A 19,103-nucleotide genomic window follows, 5' to 3' on the forward strand; every position below is an offset into this window, starting at 1 on the left:
AAGGGGCGCGTTTGTTAATATGGTGATCGGTTTTGCCAAAAAAGGGCAGTCGCTGTTTATCCTGTCGTTTGCCGCGCTGATTTTCTGCGGAACGCTCCTGCTGAAGCTCCCGTGGGCTTTTCATGGCCATCTGGCCTGGGTGGACGCCTATTTCACGGCCACGAGCGCGGTTTGCGTAACGGGGCTGTCGTCTGTGGCGACCGGTAAATTCACGCTTTTCGGGCAGCTGGTCATCCTCGGGCTGATCCAGCTCGGCGGCATCGGCATCATGACGCTCTCTGCTTCGATCCTGCTGCTGATCGGGCGCGGGCTGTCGTTCAGCAACACGCTGCTGATCTCGAACCTCTCGGACAATTTTTCCCTGCGCGGCACGGAGGGACTGACCCGGACGGTCATTCAGTATACGCTGGTCAGCGAAGGCATCGGTTTCTTTCTGCTGCTGCCCGGTTTCTGGGCGAAGTATCCATTGCCCGAAGCGGTCTGGTACTCTTTTTTTCATGCGGTCTCGGCGTTCTGCAACGCCGGGCTCTCCCCGTTCCCGGACAGCCTGATCGGACAGACCCGCTGGACTCAGATGACGGTTGCCGGGCTGATCATCCTCGGCGGACTCGGCGTCTATGTGATTTACGATTTGCTGATGGTGTTCCGGCACAAGCAGTACCGGCTCCGGGTCCATTCCCGGGTCGTGCTTGTCGCAACGCTGATCCTGATTGCCGCCGGAACCGTGCTCCTGTGGCTGAACGGCTATGTGCGGGAGACCGGCCTCAGCTGGTACGACGCGTTTTTTCAGTCTGTCACGGCGCGGACCGCCGGATTCAATTCGGTGGATATCGGTGAACTGCCGGCGGAGAGCCTGACGCTGATCATCATCCTGATGCTGATCGGCGGCGCGCCGGGGTCGACGGCGGGCGGCATGAAGGTCAGCACCGTCGCTCTGGCCGTCTCTTCGATCATCGGAACCTTCAAGGGCAATGCGGATGTGCAGATGTTCAAGCGGACGATCCCGATTGCGAACGTCCTGCGCGCCTACACGATCATCGTGACCTTCATCCTGCTGACCTGCGCCGGGGCGATTTTCCTGCACATGCTGACGCCGGAACGGTTTGCGATGATGGAGTGCTTCTTCGAATCCGCGTCGGCGATCAGCACGACCGGGCTGTCGACGGGGGCGACTTCGAGCCTGACTTCGTTCGGCAAGATCTATCTGGCGTGTTATATGTTCGTCGGCCGCATCGGGCCGTTCACGGTAATGCTGTTCCTGCTCAGCCGGGAGAAGAAGCGGCGGCTGCGCTATCCGGAAGAGCGCATCATCATAGGTTAGGAGTTTGACATATGGCAAGGAATCATTATGCGGTGCTCGGGCTCGGCTCGTTCGGGGCGAAGCTGGCGGTCGCCCTCGCCAGGGCGGGCAACACGGTTCTGGTGGTGGATATCGACCAGCAGCGGGTGGACGACCTGCGCGACAAGGTGACCGAAGCGATCATCGCCGATGTCAGCAACGAGGAGGTCGTCCGCGAACTCAATGTGCGCAAATTCGATGCGGTGATTCTCGGCATGAGTTCGCACTTCGAGGACCAGGTGCTGGCGCTGACGCTGCTGAAGCAGGAGGGTGTCCGCAAGGTCATCGTCAAGGCGAATACGACGATTCAGGAGCGGATTCTGTTCCGGCTCGGCGCTGACGAGGTGTTCCAGCCCGAGCAGGATGTGGCCGAACGGCTCGCCCGGCGGCTGACCATGGACAACATCACCGACCTGTTTGAATTCAAAGGTTCCGCGATCGCGGAGGTTACGGTGCCGGAGCAGCTCTCCGGCCAGTCGCTGCGCCAGCTGGACCTGCGCAACCGTTTCAACGTGACCGTCCTGCTGATGCGCAAGCCGGGCGGCTCGGCGGAGACGGTCATGACCCCGGACACCCTGCTTGAAAAAGGCGACCAGCTCACCGTTTTCGGCAGTCAGAAATCGATTATCGAACTGTTCAAGGAGAAATGAAAAATGGCTGAATGCATCTTCTGCAAGATCGTCAAGGGGGAAATCCCGTCGTTCAAGGTTTACGAGGATGAGCTTGTATATGCGTTTCTGGATATCGGCCCGATCAATTTCGGGCATACGCTGGTGATCCCGAAGGAGCACCACGAGTCCTCCGCCACGATTCCGGAGGAGACGGCCGGGCGCATGTTCCGCATCGGCGCCCGCATCGGCGTGGCGCTCAAGCGTGAACTCGACTTCGAGGCGTTCAATCTGCATCTGGCCGACGGCACCGCGGCGGGGCAGGTGGTCATGCACGCCCATCTGCACGTGATTCCGCGCGGCGTCGAGGACGGCTTTCACTGGAACTGGCGGCAGCTGCGTTACGAGGACGGCCGGGCGGCCGACTGCGCGGAGAAGATCGCGAAGCGCCTTGCCGCGGCGGCGAAACAGGCCTGACGGCAGGAGGTGCGTATGCGGAGCGCGTGTTTGACGATGGCGGCGCTGCTGCTGGCGCTGCTGCCTTTCGCGGCGAAGGGCGACCGGCTCGACACGCTGGTCGCCCAGCTGGACCGTCTCGAACCGGCTTTCTGGAAGGCGCTGGCGATGAAATCCGATTCGGACTACCGCCGCGATGTGGAGAAACAGCTCAGCGAGACCGTTGCGACGGCCCGCGAAGTGCAGAAAGTCGCGTCGCGTTACGGCAGCCGTCACCCGAACATCACGACCGAGCTGAACAAAATCCGCACCATTTTTCAGGAGGTCGAGCCGTTTTCCGCCCAGAATTACCGCTTCGGCTTCAAATACACTTCCCTGCGCGATTACGAGCAGCAGTTCCGCAAAGACCAGCCGGAGATGAGGAAGAAGCGCGAGAAGCCGACCATGGCGAATGTCAGGATCGCCGATTACGAACGGTGGCTGGACGAGGTCATGCGCGACAATGTGAACCGGGTCCGCCGTCAGCGCGGCGGCAGCAGCGGCAGCGGCAGCGGCGGCGGCGAGAAATCCGACGAGGCGATGAAGGCGCGTACCGTCACCTTCTTTCATGCCGTTGCGACGATCCGCCTGACGCTGATGAAATACCGGCAGGAGGGCAGGCCCGACTTTCCGGAATAACGGTGTCCGCCGGACGCTATCTGGATTTGCGGACGAGAAGCAGCATCATCAGCGCGACGATGACGGCGGCCGCAAAACCGGCCTGCTCGTTGTAGAAATAGCCGCAGGCGCCGCCCGCGATGGCGGCGGGCAGGAAGATCAGCATCAGAGTGAAGATGCAGCCGGCGATCTTGATGCCGAGCGTGATGATGATGACCAGGGTCAGCGCCGCGCCGGCGGCGAGCAGCACGGTCGTCGCGTCGATTGTCTGTAAGTCCATTCGTCCCGTTTTATGTTGCGGATTTCAGTCAGAGACTTACTATACCGCGTCAAACGCCGTTCCGCAAGCGGCGAATCTCAGATCGTCGCCCATATCGCGGTGACCAGGTCGATATAGACCCAGCTCTGAGCCGCCATTGCCGGGACGATCAGCAGGGCCGGGTACCGGACCGGCCGGAGGGGAGGCCGGAAACTCAGTCCCGCCATCACCAGAGCGGTCAGGAGGGTGCCGAGCAGTGCCAGCAGCGTCAGCTGGAGATCGAAGAGGCCGCAGCCGGGAATGAAGTTCAGGCCGAATGACATCAGAAATGTGAAATAAACCGTGATTACGAGCGTCAGGAGCGCATTCGCCGCAGTTCTGGCCGGCGGTTCCGAGCGGACGGCGGCGATTCCGGCCGCAATCATTCCGAGGTAGGCCGGAATCGAGTGAAGCGCCATGACCCAGACCGGCCAGCCGGCAGGATTGAGGCGCCCGACCGGGCCGGGCAGAAAGAAGAAGAGCGGAAGAATTGCCGCTGTCGCGGCGATTGTGAGCGGCGCTGTCTGCCTGGACGTTGTCATTCCGTTTTTTCTCCCATTCTGCTTTGAAAGCGTTTGCTTCTGAGCAGCCGCCGGGCGCAGCCGAGCTTTTTCCGGGCGGCTTCGAGGTGAAATCCGGCTGCGGCGGGGTCGGGGGAGCCGTCGAGTCCGAACAGCCGGATGCGGCCGAGCCGGTAGTGGGAGTACGGGTCTTGGGGATCGATTTCGAGAACGCGGGTGAAGTATGCGGCAGCCTTCCGGCAATCGCCTGCCTGCTGTGCGAGGAGCCCGAGATTGTAAAGCGCATCGTCGTCGTCCGGATTGGCGGCGACCGCTTTTTCAAGCCAGTATTCCGCCCGTTCCGGATTCTTCTCCGTCCCGATGCCTTTCAGATACATATAACCCAGATCGTTCAGATTTTTGCTGTAACCGTGCGTGAAAGCATATTTGGTCCATAAGAATGATTTGCGCAGATTCCGTTTCACGCCGCGGCCGCTGTAATAGGCAACCGAGAGATTGTAGGCGGCATGCACGTCTCGGAATTTCAGAAAATAATTCCGGTTCCATTCGAATGATTTCCGGTATGACTTGCGCACTCCGCCCCAGCCTTCATAGTAAAAGTACGCTATTTTGCCGCAGGCCCAGTGATCGCCCAGCTCAAGTGCGCGCCGGTAAAGGGAGAGCGCTTTTCTGCGGTCTTGCCGGACGCCGCGGCCGTGTTCATAGGAGCAGCCGAGGTTGTAGGTCGCCATGTCATGTCCCTGAGCCGCGGCGATCCGGTAATATTTGACCGCCAGCCGGTGATTCACCGGGACTCCTTTGCCGAAATCATAATGAACTGCCAGGTTGTAACACGCTTCACAATCTCCTTCGTCGGCCAGCTTCCGGTAGAGCTGAGCTGCTTCGGCGAGCTGTTCCGCAGTCGGGGAGGGGAGAAGATCGGACAGCAGGTAGCCCAGATCGAAAATCGCTTCGCGGTGGCCGCCGGCAATCGCCAGCCGGTACCAGCGTTCGGCTTCCGCAAGCCCGGCACCCGGAATCTCTCCCCGTTCGCAGGCTTTGCCGCAGTTGCGCTGCGCGTATTCATCGCCCGCTTCTGCTGCGCGGGACAGCAGTTCCAGCCCGGCTTTGAGATCGGCCGGACCGCCTTCTCCGTTCTTCAGCATAAGGCCGAGGTTGTTCATTGCGGTGAGATTGCCCTGCTCCGCGGCGCGCCGGTACCACTCTCGGGCAGCCGCTTTATCGCATTCGGTTTCGTCGTCTCCGAAATCGAGTTTGCAGCCAAGACGGCATTGGGCTTCGGCATCCCCGCTTTTTGCCTGCCGCATCAGCTCTTTCCAACCGGTTTCCTGATCCATTTTCGAACCCTCCTGCAATTATGACGCCCGGCTGCCGGTTTTCTTAGCGCTTATCCCTAATAAGCTCTAAGCGCTTTTGCGGGATGCAGCGTTACGGGAGGCGGAGGAGCTCCGCGGCGTTCCGGTGGAAAATCTGCTCCTGCTCGGCGGGAGAGAGCGGCAGCGAACGGATGAAGCCGAGCTGCTCTTTCTGGCCGTACCACGGAGAGTCGGTGCCGAAGAGGATGCGTCCGGCGCCGTGGGCGCGAATGATCCGGAGCAGCCGGTCGGCTTCGATATAGTCCGGGGAGGCCATGGCCAGATCCAGATAGACCGGCAGCCCGGTCAGGTATTTTTCGACGTCATCCCACATGGCAAGTCCGCCGAGGTGGGCGAGAATGAGCTTGACCCCGGGGAAGCGACGGTGAAATTCCGCGAGTTTTTCCGGGGTGCCCCGGCAGGGGGAATCGAACATCGCATCCCATCCGGCGTGGGTCACGACGAAGAGCCCGAGTTCTTCGCAGCGCTCCCAGACCGGGAACAGCCGCTCTTCGTCGAACCGGAAATGCTGGTATTCGGGGTGGACTTTGATGCCGGGGAGTCCGGCCGCCGCCACGGTTTCGATGGTCCGGAGCGGTTCCGGCTCGTCCGGATGAATGCCGCCGGTCATGATGAGCGGCCTCCGGTTTTCGCGCACGGCCCAGGCATTGATGTTCGTGCTGTTCCCGGGGGCGTTCACGACGGTCAGGCCGACCGCAAGATCGATTCCGGCCTCGCGCATCGACGCTTCGAGCCCGCTCCGGGTTCCGTCCGACCAGGCCGGAATTCTGGCCGCGCAGACCGCCAGCGCTTTGGCCGCCACTTTTTCGGGATAGAAATGTGCGTGAAAATCGATAACCATTTTAAATGAAAACGGACGGTTCCGGGAATTACCCCGAAGCCGCCCGCAGTGCATTAACCGGAACGTTTCTTATTTGACCGGTTCGTCCATCGGGGTCGCCGCGAGCTTCTGGAGCCATTCGACCTTCGGGAAATAGTCCTTGTAGTACGAGCGGATCAGGATCTCAAGCCCCTTCGTGCCGTACTCCCAGTCGAGGATCTTGTCTCCGAGCGCCTTGCGGACATTGCTCTGGTCGAAGACGATATCCGACGAGAAATACGGGAAAAGGTCGCCGAGGAAGCGGCTCATGAGCTTGTTGTCCATGTTCGGCGAATCCTCGTTCGGGTCGATCGAAACCCCTTCGAGTCGCAACACGCCGCAGACCGCGTCCTGGATCTGGCGGGTGGTCAGCGGGCTTTCGCCGGTGACATGGTAGGCCCGGTTCTCCACAGGCTGCTGGAAAAGCGCCGTAATCGCCTCCTGCACATAATCGATCGGCACGAAATAGACATGCTCGGACGGGATCGTTGCGAAGTTGATGCCGAGATTGACCGGCTGGACGTGCGGAACGCCGAGCTTCGAGCAGCGATGGCTCTTGAGCTTGCCGAGAAATTCGAGAATGCGGTAGAAAGCCAGCGGCTTGCGGATGCGCCCGTCCGAGCGGCGCCCGGTGATGATCGACGGCCGGTAGATCGAAAACGGGATTCCCGAATTCCGGACCAGCATTTCAGCCTTGTACTTGCTCTCTTCATAGGGATTGTTGAAGCCGCTGTCGATCGGATTGTCCTCGATGGCGCGCCCGACCAGCCTGCCCGCGATATACGCGGTTCCGACATAATGGAGCTCCTTGACCTTGAGCAGCTTGGCAAGCTCGACGATGTTTTTGCTGCCCTGGTAATTGATGCGGAACGTCCGCCCGGTCGGGTCCTGTCCCAGATTCACGTCGGCCGCGCAGTGGAAGACCACGTTCACGCCTTCGAGCAGCGGATTTTTCGCCATTTCAACCGGATCGAGGTCGACCACATCGCCTTCGATGACGCTGACCTTCGAGAGAATCCGGTCCGCAAGCTCGGGACAGCCGTCGAATTTGCATTCGTCGCGGATGATCTCCTCCGTCCTCTGCCGGGCGCTCTTTACGGCACTTTTGCGGGCAAGGCAGACAAACTCGCAATCCTGCCGTTCACGGAGCAGCGCAACGACAAAGGCGCTGCCGACGAGACCGGTGATGCCGGTCAGAAAAATTTTCTTCATAGTCCCTGGTTTTTTCGTTGTGACCCAATCGTTCAAAATAGCAAAATACGTTTAGACTATACACCTGAATCCGTGTGAATTCAAGCAGACCCCCTAAAAAAAGTCCCGAGATCGCCGTCAAAACCGGTTCGGGGCTTGATTTTGGAGGGCGCAAGGTCTATCTTATTACAATAACAGTTTGCCGGGGAGGGTATATGGGGTTACGAAAAATTCATCTGGCGATTCCGCTGCTCGCCGCGCTGATTCTGGCCGGCTGCGGGGAAGAGAAAAAATCCGCCGGCGACGGGCGGATGCCGGTTTACAGCGGGCTGCCGCCGGTCGCGTTTCTGGCCTCGGCCGTCGGCGGGGAGCGGGTCGACTCGCATTCGATGCTGCCCGAAGGGCGCAGCCCGCACGATTATTCGCCGGGCCCGCGCGAGGTTCGCGGCGTCGTGTCGTCCAGGCTCTTCTTCACGACCGGCATGAGTTTCGAGAATACGGTCAGCCGGGCGCTTGCGCCGGAGCGCACGCGCATTGTCGATGTGAGCGCGGGCGTTGAGCGGATCCCGTTCGACGGCGTCGGCTGCGACGACCCGTCGCACCGCCACGAGGGGGCCGCCGTGCACGATCACGACTGCGGACACAATCATAAGCACGGCGAAGTCTGCACGCACGATCACGACCGCGCCGGGGAGGCGCCCTGCGACGACTGCGCGAAGGACCACGCGCACGGCGCCAGCGATCCGCATGTCTGGCTTTCGGCGCACAACGCGGCGGTTATGGCGGAGAATATCGCAAAGGCGCTTTCCGAAGCCGATCCCGCCGGCGCCGCCGTCTACGCCGCGAATCTCGAGGCGCTCAAGCGGAAGCTGCGGGAGGGCGAGGAGTATGCGAAGCGGTCGCTCGCTCCGTATGCGGGGCGCGAATTTTATGTCTATCACCCGGCTTTCGGGTATTTTGCGAAGATGGTCAATCTCCGGCAGGAGGCGATCGAACTCGGCGGCCGCGAGGCGACGCCGAAGCGCCTTTCGGAAATCATCCGGCGCGCGCTGGAGAACCGTGTCAGGGTCGTTTTCGTGCAGCCGCAGTTCAATCCGAACAGCGCCCGGGCGCTCGGCAATGCCATCGGCGGCAAGGTCGCGCCGCTTGACGCGCTCGCCGCGGACATCCCCGCCAATATCCGCGCGATGACCGACGCCCTGATCGAAGGATTCGCATCCGAGGGGAGGAAATAGAACCCGATGGCTTCCTCTCCGCAAATTATCGTTGAACTGTCGGATGTCTGGTTCGGTTACGAGCCGGGCGTCCCGGCGCTCGAAGGCGTGAATTTCAAAATCGAACGCGGCCGCTCCGGCTGCATCGTCGGCCCGAACGGCGGCGGAAAAAGCACGCTGATGCGGCTGCTGCTCGGGCTCCTGACGCCGCAGAGGGGGAAAATCCGGGTTTTCGGCACGACTCCGGTTGCGGCGCGCCCGCATATCGGCTATATGCCGCAGTATCATCAGCTCGACGCGGCGTTTCCGGTCACGGTCTTCGAGGTCGTGCTGATGGGGCGTATGCGGAAGGGGTTCTGGGGGCGCTACGCCGCGGCCGACCGCGAGGCGGCGCGCAGGGCACTTGAGGAGATGGGGATTCCGGAGCTCGCGTCGCGCAGCTTCTCGGAGCTCTCCGGCGGCCAGCGCCAGCGGGTGCTGATCGCCCGGGCGCTGGCGAGCGAGCCGGAACTGCTGCTGCTCGACGAGCCGACCGCGAACATCGATCCCGGCGCCGAAGAGCAGTTCTACGCGACGCTCGATGTGCTGCGGAAGCGCATGACCGTCCTGACCGTGTCGCACGACCTCGGTTTCGTGAACCGCGAAATCGACCTTGTGATCTGTGTCAACCGGCGCGTGACGGTACACGAGGCCGCGGCCTTTTCCGCCGAGACGGCCAACGAGGTCTATCATCATCAGGTGAACCTGATCAAGCATGATCACGCCTGTTTCTGCAACTGCGAGCACCGCCGCACGGAGCCGGAGAGGGAGGACGCGAAATGAACGTTTTCCAGGAGCTGCTGCGTCCGGAGATGAGCGTCTGGCGTTATGCGCTGATCATCGGGGCGCTTTCGAGTGTTTCGCTCGGCATCGTCGGGACGATGGTCGTGACGCGGCGGATCAGTTCGCTGGCCGGGGCCGCGTCGCATGCGGCGCTGGGCGGAATCGGCGTCGCGCTGTTCCTGCAGCAGATGCTGCTGCCGTGGTTTGCGCCGATGCTCGGCGCGGTGATCGGGTCGGTTTCGGCCGCGCTGGTGGTCGGCGTCGTGAATCTGTATGCGCGGGAGCGGGAAGACACGATCATCAACGTGGTCTGGGCGCTCTGGATGTCGATCGGCCTGATTTTCCTGCACTGGACGAGCGGATATGTGGATCTCCAGGGGTATCTGTTCGGCAACATCCTGCTGGTGACCCGGACGGAGATCTATATGACGCTGGGGCTGGATCTGCTGATCCTCATCCCGACGCTGCTGTTTTACAACAACATCCTTGCGATGTCGTTCGACGGCACGTTCGCGGAACTGCGCGGGGTGCGCGTGAAGCTGATCTATTTCCTGCTGCTGGTCCTGACGGCGCTGGCGATCGTGCTGCTGATCAACGTGGTCGGCATCATTCTCGTCATTGCGCTTCTGACGCTGCCCGCGGCGACGGCGGGGTGTTTTACGCGCCACCTGTGGTCGATGATGCTGGGCGCGACGATTTTGAGCGGGGTGTTTCTGGTCGGCGGCCTGTTCGGCGGTTTCTGGATCGACCTGCCTTCCGGGCCGGTGATCGTGGTGCTGGCGGCGCTGGTCTATCTGTGCGGACTCGGATTTACCGCGTGGCGGAAGCGCGGTTGAGGATTTTTTTGAATTTCAGGGGGTGGTGCGAATGAAAAAACGGAATCTGATTTTCTGCGGGGCGGCCTGTTCGGCGCTGCTGCTTTTTGCCGCCGGGTGCGGCCCTTCCACGGCGGAGGAGTGTCTGAAGAACGGCGCCGACCGCGGTGCGAACGGGGACTGGAAGGGTGCGCTTAAAATGGCGGACCGCGCCGCGGAGCTGAGTCCGGACAACGTTTCGGCGCTCGTGCTGCGGGCGGTTGCCTGCGACGCGCTCGGCGAACGCGACCGCGCGCTCGATGCGGCGCGCCAGGCCGCCGTGCGCAACCCGGAGAGCTTTGCGGCGCAGTATACGCTCGGCCGGCTCTATGCGGCCGATCCGGCGCGTTACACCGATGCGCTTCCGGCGCTGACCCGCGCCGCGTCGCTGCGCGGTTTTAAGGACCGCGGCACGCTGGTCATGCTGGCGAATACGCTGGTTGCCCAGCGTTCGCCGTCGGCGATGAGCTGGCTCAATACGCTTGTCCGCATCGCGCCGGAGCTCGAATCCGAGGCGGCGTACCACAATCTGCTCGGCATTGCGCAGGCGCATGCCAGGCGTCCCGACGCGGCGCGTCAGGCGTTCACCCGCGCCTACCAGCTGGGCCGGAACAATCCGACGATCGTCTACAATATCGGCGCCTTTTTCGACCGTTATGCCTCGAATCCGCGCGCGGCGGCGTCGTTTTACCGGAAGTTCCTCGAACTCGCCGGGGAAGATGCGGCCTTTGCGGCTCGGAAGAGCGAAGTCACGGCGCGCCTCGCGCGCATACGGTGAGGCGGGAGGAGCTGCGGTTCGATGGGATTCGGCGTTTCGAAGGATGTGATCGAGGAGATCCGCTCCCGCTGCGATATCGTGGACCTGATCGGGAGTTTTGTGCCGCTCAAGCGGTCCGGAACCAACACCTACAAGGGGCTCTGTCCGTTCCATCAGGAGAAGACGCCGTCGTTCCATGTGGATGCGTCGCGGCAGATGTACCACTGTTTCGGGTGCGGCAAGGGCGGCGACGTGTTCCGTTTCTATATGGATAAGGAGAATGTCGGCTTTTCCGACGCGCTGCATATGCTTGCATCGCGCGTCGGCGTGGTGATTCCGGAGAACTCGGGTGAGAACAGCGATCCTGCCGAGGGCCGCCGCCGGGCCGATGCGCGGGAGCGGCTCTACCGCGTCAACGAGGATTTCTGCTGCTTCTTCGAGCGGACGCTGCTCGGGAACCCTGATTCCCCGCCGACCCAGTACCTGATCAAGCGCGGGATTCCGCGCGACGTTGCGGAGAAATTCCGCATCGGCGCGGCGCCGGATGCGTGGACCGCCTGTCTCGAATACGGGCTTTCGCTCGGTTATACCGAAGAGGAGCTCGTTACCTCCGGAATCGTCCGCCGCAAAGAGGAGACCGGGAGGCTCTTCGACCACTTCAAGGGGCGGCTCACCTTTGCGATCACGAACGAACAGGGCAGGGTTGTCGGGTTTTCGGCCCGCTCGCTCGAAGCCAAGCCGCCGGCCGGCAAATACATCAATACGCCGGAGAGCCCGGTGTTCAAGAAGGGGAATCTGCTTTATGCGCTGCCGCTGGCGCGCAAGATGATGGTCGAGAAGAATATGGCGATTCTCTGCGAAGGCCAGCTCGATACGATCGCCTTCCACCGCGCCGGCTTCGAGTGCGCGGTCGCGCCGCAGGGGACCGGGTTCACCGAGGGGCAGGCGCGGATTCTGAAGCGCTATGCGAACCGGATTTTCCTCGCCTTCGATGCGGATTCCGCCGGGCAGAAGGCGATTCTGCGCGCGGTCGAACTCCTGCTGCCGCTGTCGATGGAGATCAAGGTGATCCGCATACCGGGCGGCAAGGACCCGGACGAGTTGTTCCGCAACGGCGGCCCGGACGCGGTTGCCGCGGCGGTCGATGACGCGATTCCGTGGCTCGACGTGCTGGTCGCTTCGCTGCCGGAACGGTACGATATGGACTCCCCCGCCGGGCGCGGCCGGGCCGCCGGGGAGGTGGCCGGCTACCTGCTGAAGATCACGAGCCAGGTCGAGCTTGAGCTGTATATCCGCAAGGCCGCCACGGCGCTCCAGATCAGCGAGGAGGCGTTCTGGTCCGAGCTGCGCCGGATACAGGCCGGGGCGCGCCGGAGCGATTTTTCGGCGGTTCCCACCGAAACGGCGGTTCCGGCGCCGAAGCCGGAGAAATTCGCATCGGCGCCGGGGCTTTCGGCTGCGCTGCTGACGCTGCTTGAGCTGGCGATTTCGTCCGAGGAGGCGGCGAAGCGGCTGTCGGAACTCTGTTCGCCGGAGGAGCTCGGCAGCGAGGACACGGTCGGCCGGGCGTTGAACGCCGTGATCGACGCGGCCCAGAACGGAGTGCATGCGAACGCGGCTTCACTGCTCGGGGAGATGCTGATCGAGTCGCCGGACCCGGCGGTCAGCCGGGTGCTGGTCGAGCACCGGGAGTTCGCCGATCCGGAGAAGGCGCTGGCCGACTCCGTCGCGCAGCTGCGGCGCGCCCGCAGCAGGGAATCGCGGGCCGAGCTGCTGGTCCGGCTCCGCGGCACGGTCGATCCGGCCGAAAAAATGGCGATACTGAAACAAATTTCCGAATTGCGGTGACACGGTGCGGATTTCCGGCCGTTCCGCGGATGGAACAGGAAGGTGAGAGATGAAACGGTTCTGGTTGATTTGTGCGGCGGGCGCGGCAGCGGTCCTGACCGGCTGCGTGCGGGAGGTCGAGAGCAAGGAGCAGAAGTTCGTGGCGGGGTCCCTGCCGCTGCCGGAGTACGCGCCGCTCGAGCGCTACAAGCTCGGCATCAACCTCGAGGGGGATCGCGAATATGTGGCGGGCGGCGACAGCACGCTGCATTTCACGATCACGAACCTCGATACGGAGCCGGTGCGGATTCCGGAGTGGTATATGAACGAGCCGGACAACCTGCTGCTCTACTGCCAGCCGTGGTTCCCCGGCCAGGAGGAGCCGGATGAAAATCTCTGGGTGCCGATCGAGATCGAGACGAAGAAGCCGGATTTCCGTTTCCCGCTGGAGCTCTCCCCGGAGAGCAAGGTGTTCATCGACCGCGACCTGCGCATCCTGCGCGCCCTGAAGCTGACGCCGGAGGGGGAGCGGCGCTTCTTCATCAAGGTGAAGCTGAATCTGAAGTCGGTCGACGTCGAGAGTCCGGTTTTCGGCATTTCGGTCCATTCGCAGGAGGCCGAGGAGGCGAAGCTCAAGGCGCAGCAGCAGAGGAAACAGCGTGAAGCCCTCTGAGGAGACCGCCTGCGGCGTGACGCCGGAGGAGTTCGAGCGGTTTACGCTCTATTGCTGCCGCTCCGACAACAGCGTGGACAATCTGCGCCGGGCCGAGCTGCTCGGTTTCGGCGGAGGAGTGCGGATCGCGCCGGGGGCGATCGTCCGCATCGGCGCGAATCCGATCGGCGAAAACAGTTTTATCGGGCTTTACTGCTATGTGAACGGCGACGTGCGCATCGGCCGCAATGTCCTGATCGGTCCGTACTGTTCGCTGCCGGCCGGGAATCATAAATTCGACCCGGCGACGCAGAGTTTTGCGACGAAGCGGGATGCCGCGAAGCCGATCGTGATCGGCGACGGCAGCTGGCTCGCGTCGGGATGCACGGTGACCGGCGGCGTGACGGTGGGACGCTGCAATCTCATTTGCGCGAACTCCGTCGTCACGCACGATACGCCGGATTATGCGATCATGGCCGGCACGCCGGCACGCCGGATCGGGGAGATCGACCCGGAGAGCGGCGAGTACCGTTACTGGAAGTGAAACGCGCGTTCCGCGAGCGTTTTCCGCCGGAGGGCGGAGGGAAGGGGGCCTGTCGTGAAGTTTATCGGGAGACATACCGGAAACACGGTTTTTCCGTCGCCGGAGCCGGGGGAGGCGGTCGGTTTGAATCCGCCCCCGCTGCAATGGGTTCCGGAACCGGGGTCCGGTCCTTACCGGGTCACCGTGACCGGCGCGGACGGCGGAACCCTGTTCGATGTCGAAACGGAGCGGAACGTCTTCCGCTTTCCCGCGAAGCTGCCGGCGGGCCGCTATCGCTGGAATGTGCGCCGCGGTGCCGACGAGCGCGGCGAATGGGCGTTCACGGTTTCGCCGGATGCCGTCGAGTTCCTGCCGCCGTCGGCGGAGGAGCTGCTCGCCGCGCTGCCTGCGGAGCGCCCGCGCCACATCTACTTTCCGGAGGAGCTCGCTTCTCTGGCGGCCGCCCATCCGGTCCAGCTGGCAATTCTCGAACGCAATGTGAAGCTGGCTCTGGAAGAGGGATTCATGCGCTACCCCGATTTCTGGCGCGCCGGCGGCCGCACCGATTACCGCAGCGCCCTCGACGAAGTGCGCCGGTTTCTCGACCGTAACACGGCGGCCTGTGCGCTGCTGTGGCTCTTCCGGCGCGAGCGCCGGGCGGGGGAGTATGCCCGGCGGGCGCTGCTGACGGTCTGCGAGTGGAATCCGGCCGGGGCGTGTTCGGTCGCGGGGCCGTGGGGCGACGAAGTCGGGCTCTCGATCGTGCGGATTCTGCCCGCCGTGTTCGACTGGGTTTACGAACTGCTTTCTCCGCAGGAGCGGCGCTGGGCGGCGGAGACGCTGCGGCAGCACGCGCGGCAGGTTTACGGGCTCCTGACGGAGGGCGATTATTTCGGGGAACCCGGCAATTCGCACTCCGGCCGGCTGCCCGGGTATCTCGGGGAGCTTGCACTGGTGCTGCACGGCGAAATTCCGGAGGAGGAGTGCCGGCGCTGGCTCGCGTGCGCGCTTGATCTGTACGGTTCGATCTTTCCGCACTACGGCGGCCGCGACGGCGGCTGGGCCGAGGGGCCGTTCTACGCCTCCAGCTATACGAAGTGGTATCTGCCGTTTTTTCTGGCCGTGGAGCGCATCAGCGGATTTTCATTTCTGGTCAAGCCGTTTTTCCGCCATGTCGCGGAGTTCTTCCTGCATTTCGCCGTGCCGGGAATGGAGTGCCATCCGTTCGGCGACGGTCACTGGCCGACTGAATCCGAGTGGCCCGGATTTCAGGCGCAGAATCCGTTCGGCATTTATGCCGAACGCTTCGGTCCGGAGCTCGCAAGGCGGTTTTCGGCGCGCTGCGACGCCGCGATCGAACGCTATGAGCTGCATCTGCTCGATGTGATCCGGCCGGAGCCGCGCGCCCCGCTGCCGCCGGAGAGCCGGGTCGGTACCGACCGCAGCTATGTTTCGCACGATGCCGGACTGGCGAGCCTGCACACCTGTCTTGCGTGTCCGGAGCGCGATATCGCGGTTTTCGCCCGTGCGAGCCGTTACGGCACGCCGAGCCACCAGCACGCGGACCAGGGGGACTTCGCCCTGCTGATCGGCGGGCAGGCGTTTCTTGCGCCGAGCGGCAGCTTCGGGTATCAGTTCGGCGAGCCGCACCACCGGATCTGGACGCAGCAGACCGTTGCGGCGAACTGCTTCCTCATCGACGGGGAAGGGCAGAAGAAGAACAGCCCCGAGGCGACGGGATGGATGGAGACGGAGCTGGAGCGGGAGGATGTTTCGCGTATCGTCATGCACCTCGAAGAAGCGTATCCGATGCTCGAACGCTGTACGCGCACACTGATTTTCAACCATCGTACCGGCGCTTTGACCGTGACCGATGAAATCCGGGCCGCGAAACCGGTCGCGCCCGACTGGCGGCTGCACAGCTATGTCGCGCCGGAGCCGGACGGAGCAGGATTCCGCATTGTCCGTCCGGCCGGCATCCTCCGTTTCGAGGTGCGCGGCCCCGGAGAAGCGGTCTATTCGGCCGGAAACCGTTACTGTTATCCGAACGGAGCCGCGGAGGAGACGGTTCCGTGCCGCGAGCGCGAGCCCCAGTGGCATATGAACTGGCGCTTCGCTCCGGCGAAGGAGTTCGTGATAGAAGCCGTGTTTCATCCCGATTGCAACCAGAGGAGGAAAGAGGAATGCTGAAACTTATCATGCCGAATGGACTGAGCCGGGACTACCGGACGATCCGGCGATTCATCAAAATCATGGAGACGATGGGCGCCTACGGGTTCCGGGACCTGGCCGAAAACGTCTACCCGAATCACAGATTTTCGTGGATGAAGCGTTCGCCGGGCGGAACGGAGAAGCATTCGCGTCCGCAGAAGCTCCGGCTGATGTTCGAGGAGCTCGGGCCGACCTTCGTCAAGCTCGGGCAGATCCTGTCGACCCGGCCGGACCTGATTTCGAAGCCTTACGCCGACGAGCTGACCCGGCTGACCGAACATGTCGCCCCGTTCCCGGTCGAGCAGGTCGAAGCGATCATCGTCGAAGAGTTCGGCAAGCCGCCGCAGGAGCTGTTCGCGGAATTCAGCAGCCGGCCGATGGCCGCCGCCAGCATCGGGCAGGTGCATGCCGCGAAACTGAAGGACGGCATGGAGGTCGTGGTCAAGGTGCGCCGTCCCGGCATCGTCGAAACGATCAACACCGATCTGGAAATCATGCGTTTCATCGCCGGGAAGATGGAAGAGTATTCGGAGTCCTTCGAGCGGATGGAGCCGACCCGGATCGTTTCCGAATTCGCCTATTCGCTGAGCAGGGAGCTGAATTACCGCGCCGAAGCGGCGAATTTGCTGCTGTTCCATAAAAATATGTCCGGCACGTCGAATATGAAAGTGCCGGCGCTCGTGCAGGAGCTTTCGGGCGAGAAGGTGCTGACCATGGAGCGTATTCACGGGGACTCGGTCACGACGGTGCTGGCCGACCCGGAGAAGGCCGCCCGGTACGACCTGAAGTTTCTGGCGGAGGTCGGGGTGAACTCGATGCTGAGCCAGATTTTCGAATACGGCTTCTTCCACGCCGATCCGCATCCCGGAAATATCTTTCTGCTGAAGGGCAATATTCTGGTCTTTATCGATTTCGGCATGATGGGGCGGGTCAGCATCGCCGAGCGGCACGATTTCGTGAAGGTCATCGACTACATGCTGCGCGGGGAGATTTCGCTGATGACCGACTGCGCGCTGCGCATGACCATCTCCGGGCAGTTCGCCGGCAGCCGTGACGATCTCGAGCGCGACGTTTCGGATCTGGTCGACGAGAACATCAATCTGCCGCTCGACAAGATCAGCGTGGCGCACATCCTCGAACAATTGCTGCAGTTGTTCGAGAAGTATCATATGGCGCTCAAGCCGAATCTCTATATGATGTTCAAGGCGCTCATCACGATCGAGCACATCGGGCGGAGTTTCAATCCGCAGCTGAAGATCGTCGAGATGGTCCGGCCGTTCATACAGCAGATGAAGCTGCGCGGCATGGACCCGCGCGGACACATCCGGCGGTTTCTGGATAATTTCGGCGACAACCTCACGGCGCTCGAGTCGCTGCCGCTGTCGCTGCGCAACGTGGTTTCGAAGTTCGAGGCGGGGCAGCTGACCTTGCGGGTCGAACACCACCGGCTCAACGATATCGAGGAGACGCTTTACGTGACCGGTGAACGGCTGTCGCGTTCGCTGCTGGTCGCTGCGCTGCTGGTCGGTTCGGCGCTGATCGTCGTTGCGAAGATTCCGCCGTACTGGGGGGAGAATACCTCGGTGATCGGCATGTTCGGCTTCCTGATTTCCGGCGGCCTGAGTCTGGTGATCCTGATCGCCGACCACCGCCAGCGCCGCAGCTTCCTGCGCGACCGCGTCAAGCGGCGGCGCGAGGAGGAGATGAAATTGCACAAGTGACCGTTTCTTCCCGGACGGCGGGGGGGCGGGCGGCCGGTATTGCGGGTGGACACGGTGTTTTCACCCGATCGCCGCGGCGCGGTCCGCGATGCCGCCGAATGGAAAATTTTAAAAAACACGGTTCCCCTGTTTGATTTCTGCTGATTGATTAGTATAATATATACGGCAGATTTCCGGGGGGGAACTTCCGGGGCGATGAGTAAGGGATGCAGATGTAAGGAGGTCTGGTGATGGCATGGACTCAGAATGAAATCGAAGCGTGCATTGAGAGCTGCAGGAAAAAAGCGGCGGTTGACGCGGAGTTCCGCAGGAAACTGCTGGCCGATCCCGCTGCTGCCGTGAAAGAGGTTTCCGGCAAGGAGATTCCGGCCGGGTTCAAGATTCGAATTCTCGAAAACGATCCGGCTTACGACGCGACGTTCGTGCTGCCTCCGCTGGTTTCGGGAAACATCTCCGACCGCGAGCTTGACGAAGTCGCCGCCGGCATCTGCGGCATGCAGACCTGTGCGATGGACGCCTGCGGCATAGCCGGGAATGGTTCCAAGTAAATTGCGGAGGGGCTCTATGCAGTGGACGCAGCAGCAGATCGACGAGTGTATCGAAGCGTGTCGCAGGCGGGCCGCCGTCGATGCGGGGTTCCGCGGGAAGCTGCTGTCCGATCCGGCGGCGGCGATCCGGGAACTTTCCGGCCGGGAGATTCCGGCCGGGTTCCGGATCAAGGTGCTGGAAAACGATCCGGCTTACGATGCGACGTTCGTGCTGCCGCCGCCGGTCGCGGGCGGCGTTTCCGACAATGAGCTGGACGACGTGGCCGGCGGCGCAGTTTGCGGCAGTTATGCCTGCGAACCGCACGCCTGCGGCACCCACGGCAAACCTAAATGATTTCGGAGGGATAGAACGATGGCCTGGACTCAACAGGAAATCAACGAGTGCATCAATTTGTGCAAACAGAAGGCGGCGGCGGATGCGGAGTTCCGCAGGAAGCTGCTGTCCGATCCGGCGGCGGCGATCCGGGAGCTTTCCGGCCGGGAGATTCCGGCCGGGTTCCGGATCAAGGTGCTGGAAAACGATCCGGCCTATGATGCGACGTTCGTGCTGCCTCCGGCGGTCTCCGGCGGCGTGTCGGACAAAGAGCTTGACGGCGTGACCGGCGGAAGTGCGCTCTGCGCCTTTGAAACCTGTGCCGCAAACGCCTGCGGGGCGGACAAGTGACGCAG

General features: G+C 62.5%; 21 protein-coding genes. 16 read left to right on the forward strand and 5 right to left on the reverse strand.

The window, feature by feature from the left end; translation table 11 throughout:
* The first annotated feature begins 19 nt into the window (after positions 1 to 19).
* The 4 genes from FYJ85_RS07810 to FYJ85_RS07825 are packed head-to-tail and all read left to right on the forward strand — an operon-like array spanning position 20 to position 3,081.
* Positions 20 to 1,321 (forward strand): TrkH family potassium uptake protein, encoded by a 1,302-nt coding sequence (locus tag FYJ85_RS07810; protein ID WP_106052784.1) that lies wholly within the window; start codon positions 20 to 22, stop codon positions 1,319 to 1,321.
* An 11-nt stretch (positions 1,322 to 1,332) separates the two neighbouring features.
* A complete protein-coding gene (locus FYJ85_RS07815; RefSeq protein WP_154417724.1) occupies positions 1,333 to 1,989 on the forward strand; it encodes a potassium channel family protein in 657 nt (218 codons plus the stop codon).
* Between the two features lie 3 nt (positions 1,990 to 1,992).
* Positions 1,993 to 2,424 carry an HIT family protein gene (locus FYJ85_RS07820; protein WP_106052782.1) on the forward strand — a complete coding sequence of 144 codons (432 nt, stop codon included), beginning with the start codon at positions 1,993 to 1,995 and terminating at the stop codon, positions 2,422 to 2,424.
* Positions 2,425 to 2,439: 15 nt separating this feature from the next.
* Positions 2,440 to 3,081: a hypothetical protein gene (locus FYJ85_RS07825; protein WP_154417726.1), complete on the forward strand. Its 642-nt coding sequence runs from the start codon at positions 2,440 to 2,442 to the stop codon at positions 3,079 to 3,081.
* Positions 3,082 to 3,097: 16 nt separating this feature from the next.
* On the opposite strand, the gene FYJ85_RS07830 is transcribed toward FYJ85_RS07825, so the two are convergent.
* From FYJ85_RS07830 to FYJ85_RS07850, 5 genes are all read right to left on the reverse strand, one after another.
* A complete protein-coding gene (locus FYJ85_RS07830; RefSeq protein WP_106052780.1) occupies positions 3,098 to 3,340 on the reverse strand; it encodes a hypothetical protein in 243 nt (80 codons plus the stop codon).
* A gap of 77 nt (positions 3,341 to 3,417) precedes the next feature.
* Positions 3,418 to 3,900, reverse strand: a complete 483-nt coding sequence (locus FYJ85_RS07835) for a hypothetical protein (protein ID WP_154417728.1) — start codon at positions 3,898 to 3,900, stop codon at positions 3,418 to 3,420.
* Positions 3,897 to 5,216, reverse strand: coding sequence for a tetratricopeptide repeat protein (locus FYJ85_RS07840; protein ID WP_154417730.1), 1,320 nt, complete (start codon positions 5,214 to 5,216; stop codon positions 3,897 to 3,899). Before FYJ85_RS07840 ends, FYJ85_RS07835 begins: the two co-directional genes overlap by 4 nt.
* 91 nt (positions 5,217 to 5,307) lie before the next feature.
* Positions 5,308 to 6,096 (reverse strand): amidohydrolase family protein, encoded by a 789-nt coding sequence (locus tag FYJ85_RS07845; RefSeq protein WP_206213037.1) that lies wholly within the window; start codon positions 6,094 to 6,096, stop codon positions 5,308 to 5,310.
* A 69-nt stretch (positions 6,097 to 6,165) separates the two neighbouring features.
* Positions 6,166 to 7,326: an SDR family oxidoreductase gene (locus FYJ85_RS07850; RefSeq protein ID WP_106052776.1), complete on the reverse strand. Its 1,161-nt coding sequence runs from the start codon at positions 7,324 to 7,326 to the stop codon at positions 6,166 to 6,168.
* A 194-nt stretch (positions 7,327 to 7,520) separates the two neighbouring features.
* Between FYJ85_RS07850 and FYJ85_RS07855 the strand changes: the two genes are divergently transcribed.
* The 12 genes from FYJ85_RS07855 to FYJ85_RS07910 all read left to right on the forward strand — a co-directional run bounded on the left by FYJ85_RS07855 (position 7,521) and on the right by FYJ85_RS07910 (position 19,098).
* On the forward strand, positions 7,521 to 8,540 hold the full coding sequence (locus FYJ85_RS07855) for a metal ABC transporter substrate-binding protein (protein ID WP_154417734.1): 1,020 nt from the start codon (positions 7,521 to 7,523) through the stop codon (positions 8,538 to 8,540).
* Positions 8,541 to 8,546: 6 nt separating this feature from the next.
* Positions 8,547 to 9,341, forward strand: coding sequence for a metal ABC transporter ATP-binding protein (locus tag FYJ85_RS07860; protein ID WP_154417736.1), 795 nt, complete (start codon positions 8,547 to 8,549; stop codon positions 9,339 to 9,341).
* Positions 9,338 to 10,177, forward strand: a complete 840-nt coding sequence (locus FYJ85_RS07865; protein WP_106052773.1) for a metal ABC transporter permease — start codon at positions 9,338 to 9,340, stop codon at positions 10,175 to 10,177. The genes FYJ85_RS07860 and FYJ85_RS07865 overlap by 4 nt, the downstream gene beginning before the upstream one ends.
* Positions 10,178 to 10,208: 31 nt before the next feature.
* The gene (locus FYJ85_RS07870; protein ID WP_154417738.1) at positions 10,209 to 10,973 is read left to right on the forward strand and encodes a tetratricopeptide repeat protein; all 765 of its coding nucleotides are present in this window, start codon (positions 10,209 to 10,211) and stop codon (positions 10,971 to 10,973) included.
* Between the two features lie 21 nt (positions 10,974 to 10,994).
* Positions 10,995 to 12,800: a DNA primase gene (gene dnaG, locus FYJ85_RS07875; RefSeq protein ID WP_154417740.1), complete on the forward strand. Its 1,806-nt coding sequence runs from the start codon at positions 10,995 to 10,997 to the stop codon at positions 12,798 to 12,800.
* 49 nt (positions 12,801 to 12,849) lie between these two features.
* Complete coding sequence (locus FYJ85_RS07880; RefSeq protein WP_106052770.1) at positions 12,850 to 13,452, forward strand: lipoprotein; 603 nt, start codon at positions 12,850 to 12,852, stop codon at positions 13,450 to 13,452.
* Entirely contained in the window at positions 13,439 to 13,975 is a 537-nt protein-coding gene (locus tag FYJ85_RS07885; protein WP_106052769.1) for an acyltransferase, read from the forward strand. The genes FYJ85_RS07880 and FYJ85_RS07885 overlap by 14 nt, the downstream gene beginning before the upstream one ends.
* A gap of 54 nt (positions 13,976 to 14,029) precedes the next feature.
* Positions 14,030 to 16,144, forward strand: coding sequence for a DUF4962 domain-containing protein (locus tag FYJ85_RS07890; RefSeq protein WP_154417742.1), 2,115 nt, complete (start codon positions 14,030 to 14,032; stop codon positions 16,142 to 16,144).
* Positions 16,138 to 17,886, forward strand: coding sequence for an ABC1 kinase family protein (locus FYJ85_RS07895; protein ID WP_106052767.1), 1,749 nt, complete (start codon positions 16,138 to 16,140; stop codon positions 17,884 to 17,886). The genes FYJ85_RS07890 and FYJ85_RS07895 overlap by 7 nt, the downstream gene beginning before the upstream one ends.
* Positions 17,887 to 18,116: 230 nt before the next feature.
* The gene (locus FYJ85_RS07900) at positions 18,117 to 18,434 is read left to right on the forward strand and encodes an NHLP leader peptide family RiPP precursor (protein ID WP_106052766.1); all 318 of its coding nucleotides are present in this window, start codon (positions 18,117 to 18,119) and stop codon (positions 18,432 to 18,434) included.
* A 16-nt stretch (positions 18,435 to 18,450) separates the two neighbouring features.
* Complete coding sequence (locus FYJ85_RS07905; RefSeq protein WP_106052765.1) at positions 18,451 to 18,768, forward strand: nitrile hydratase; 318 nt, start codon at positions 18,451 to 18,453, stop codon at positions 18,766 to 18,768.
* 18 nt (positions 18,769 to 18,786) lie between these two features.
* On the forward strand, positions 18,787 to 19,098 hold the full coding sequence (locus tag FYJ85_RS07910; protein ID WP_106052764.1) for an NHLP leader peptide family RiPP precursor: 312 nt from the start codon (positions 18,787 to 18,789) through the stop codon (positions 19,096 to 19,098).
* Positions 19,099 to 19,103 lie beyond the last annotated feature (5 nt).

The organism is Victivallis lenta (genome assembly GCF_009695545.1).
GTDB classification, from domain to species: domain Bacteria; phylum Verrucomicrobiota; class Lentisphaeria; order Victivallales; family Victivallaceae; genus Victivallis; species Victivallis lenta.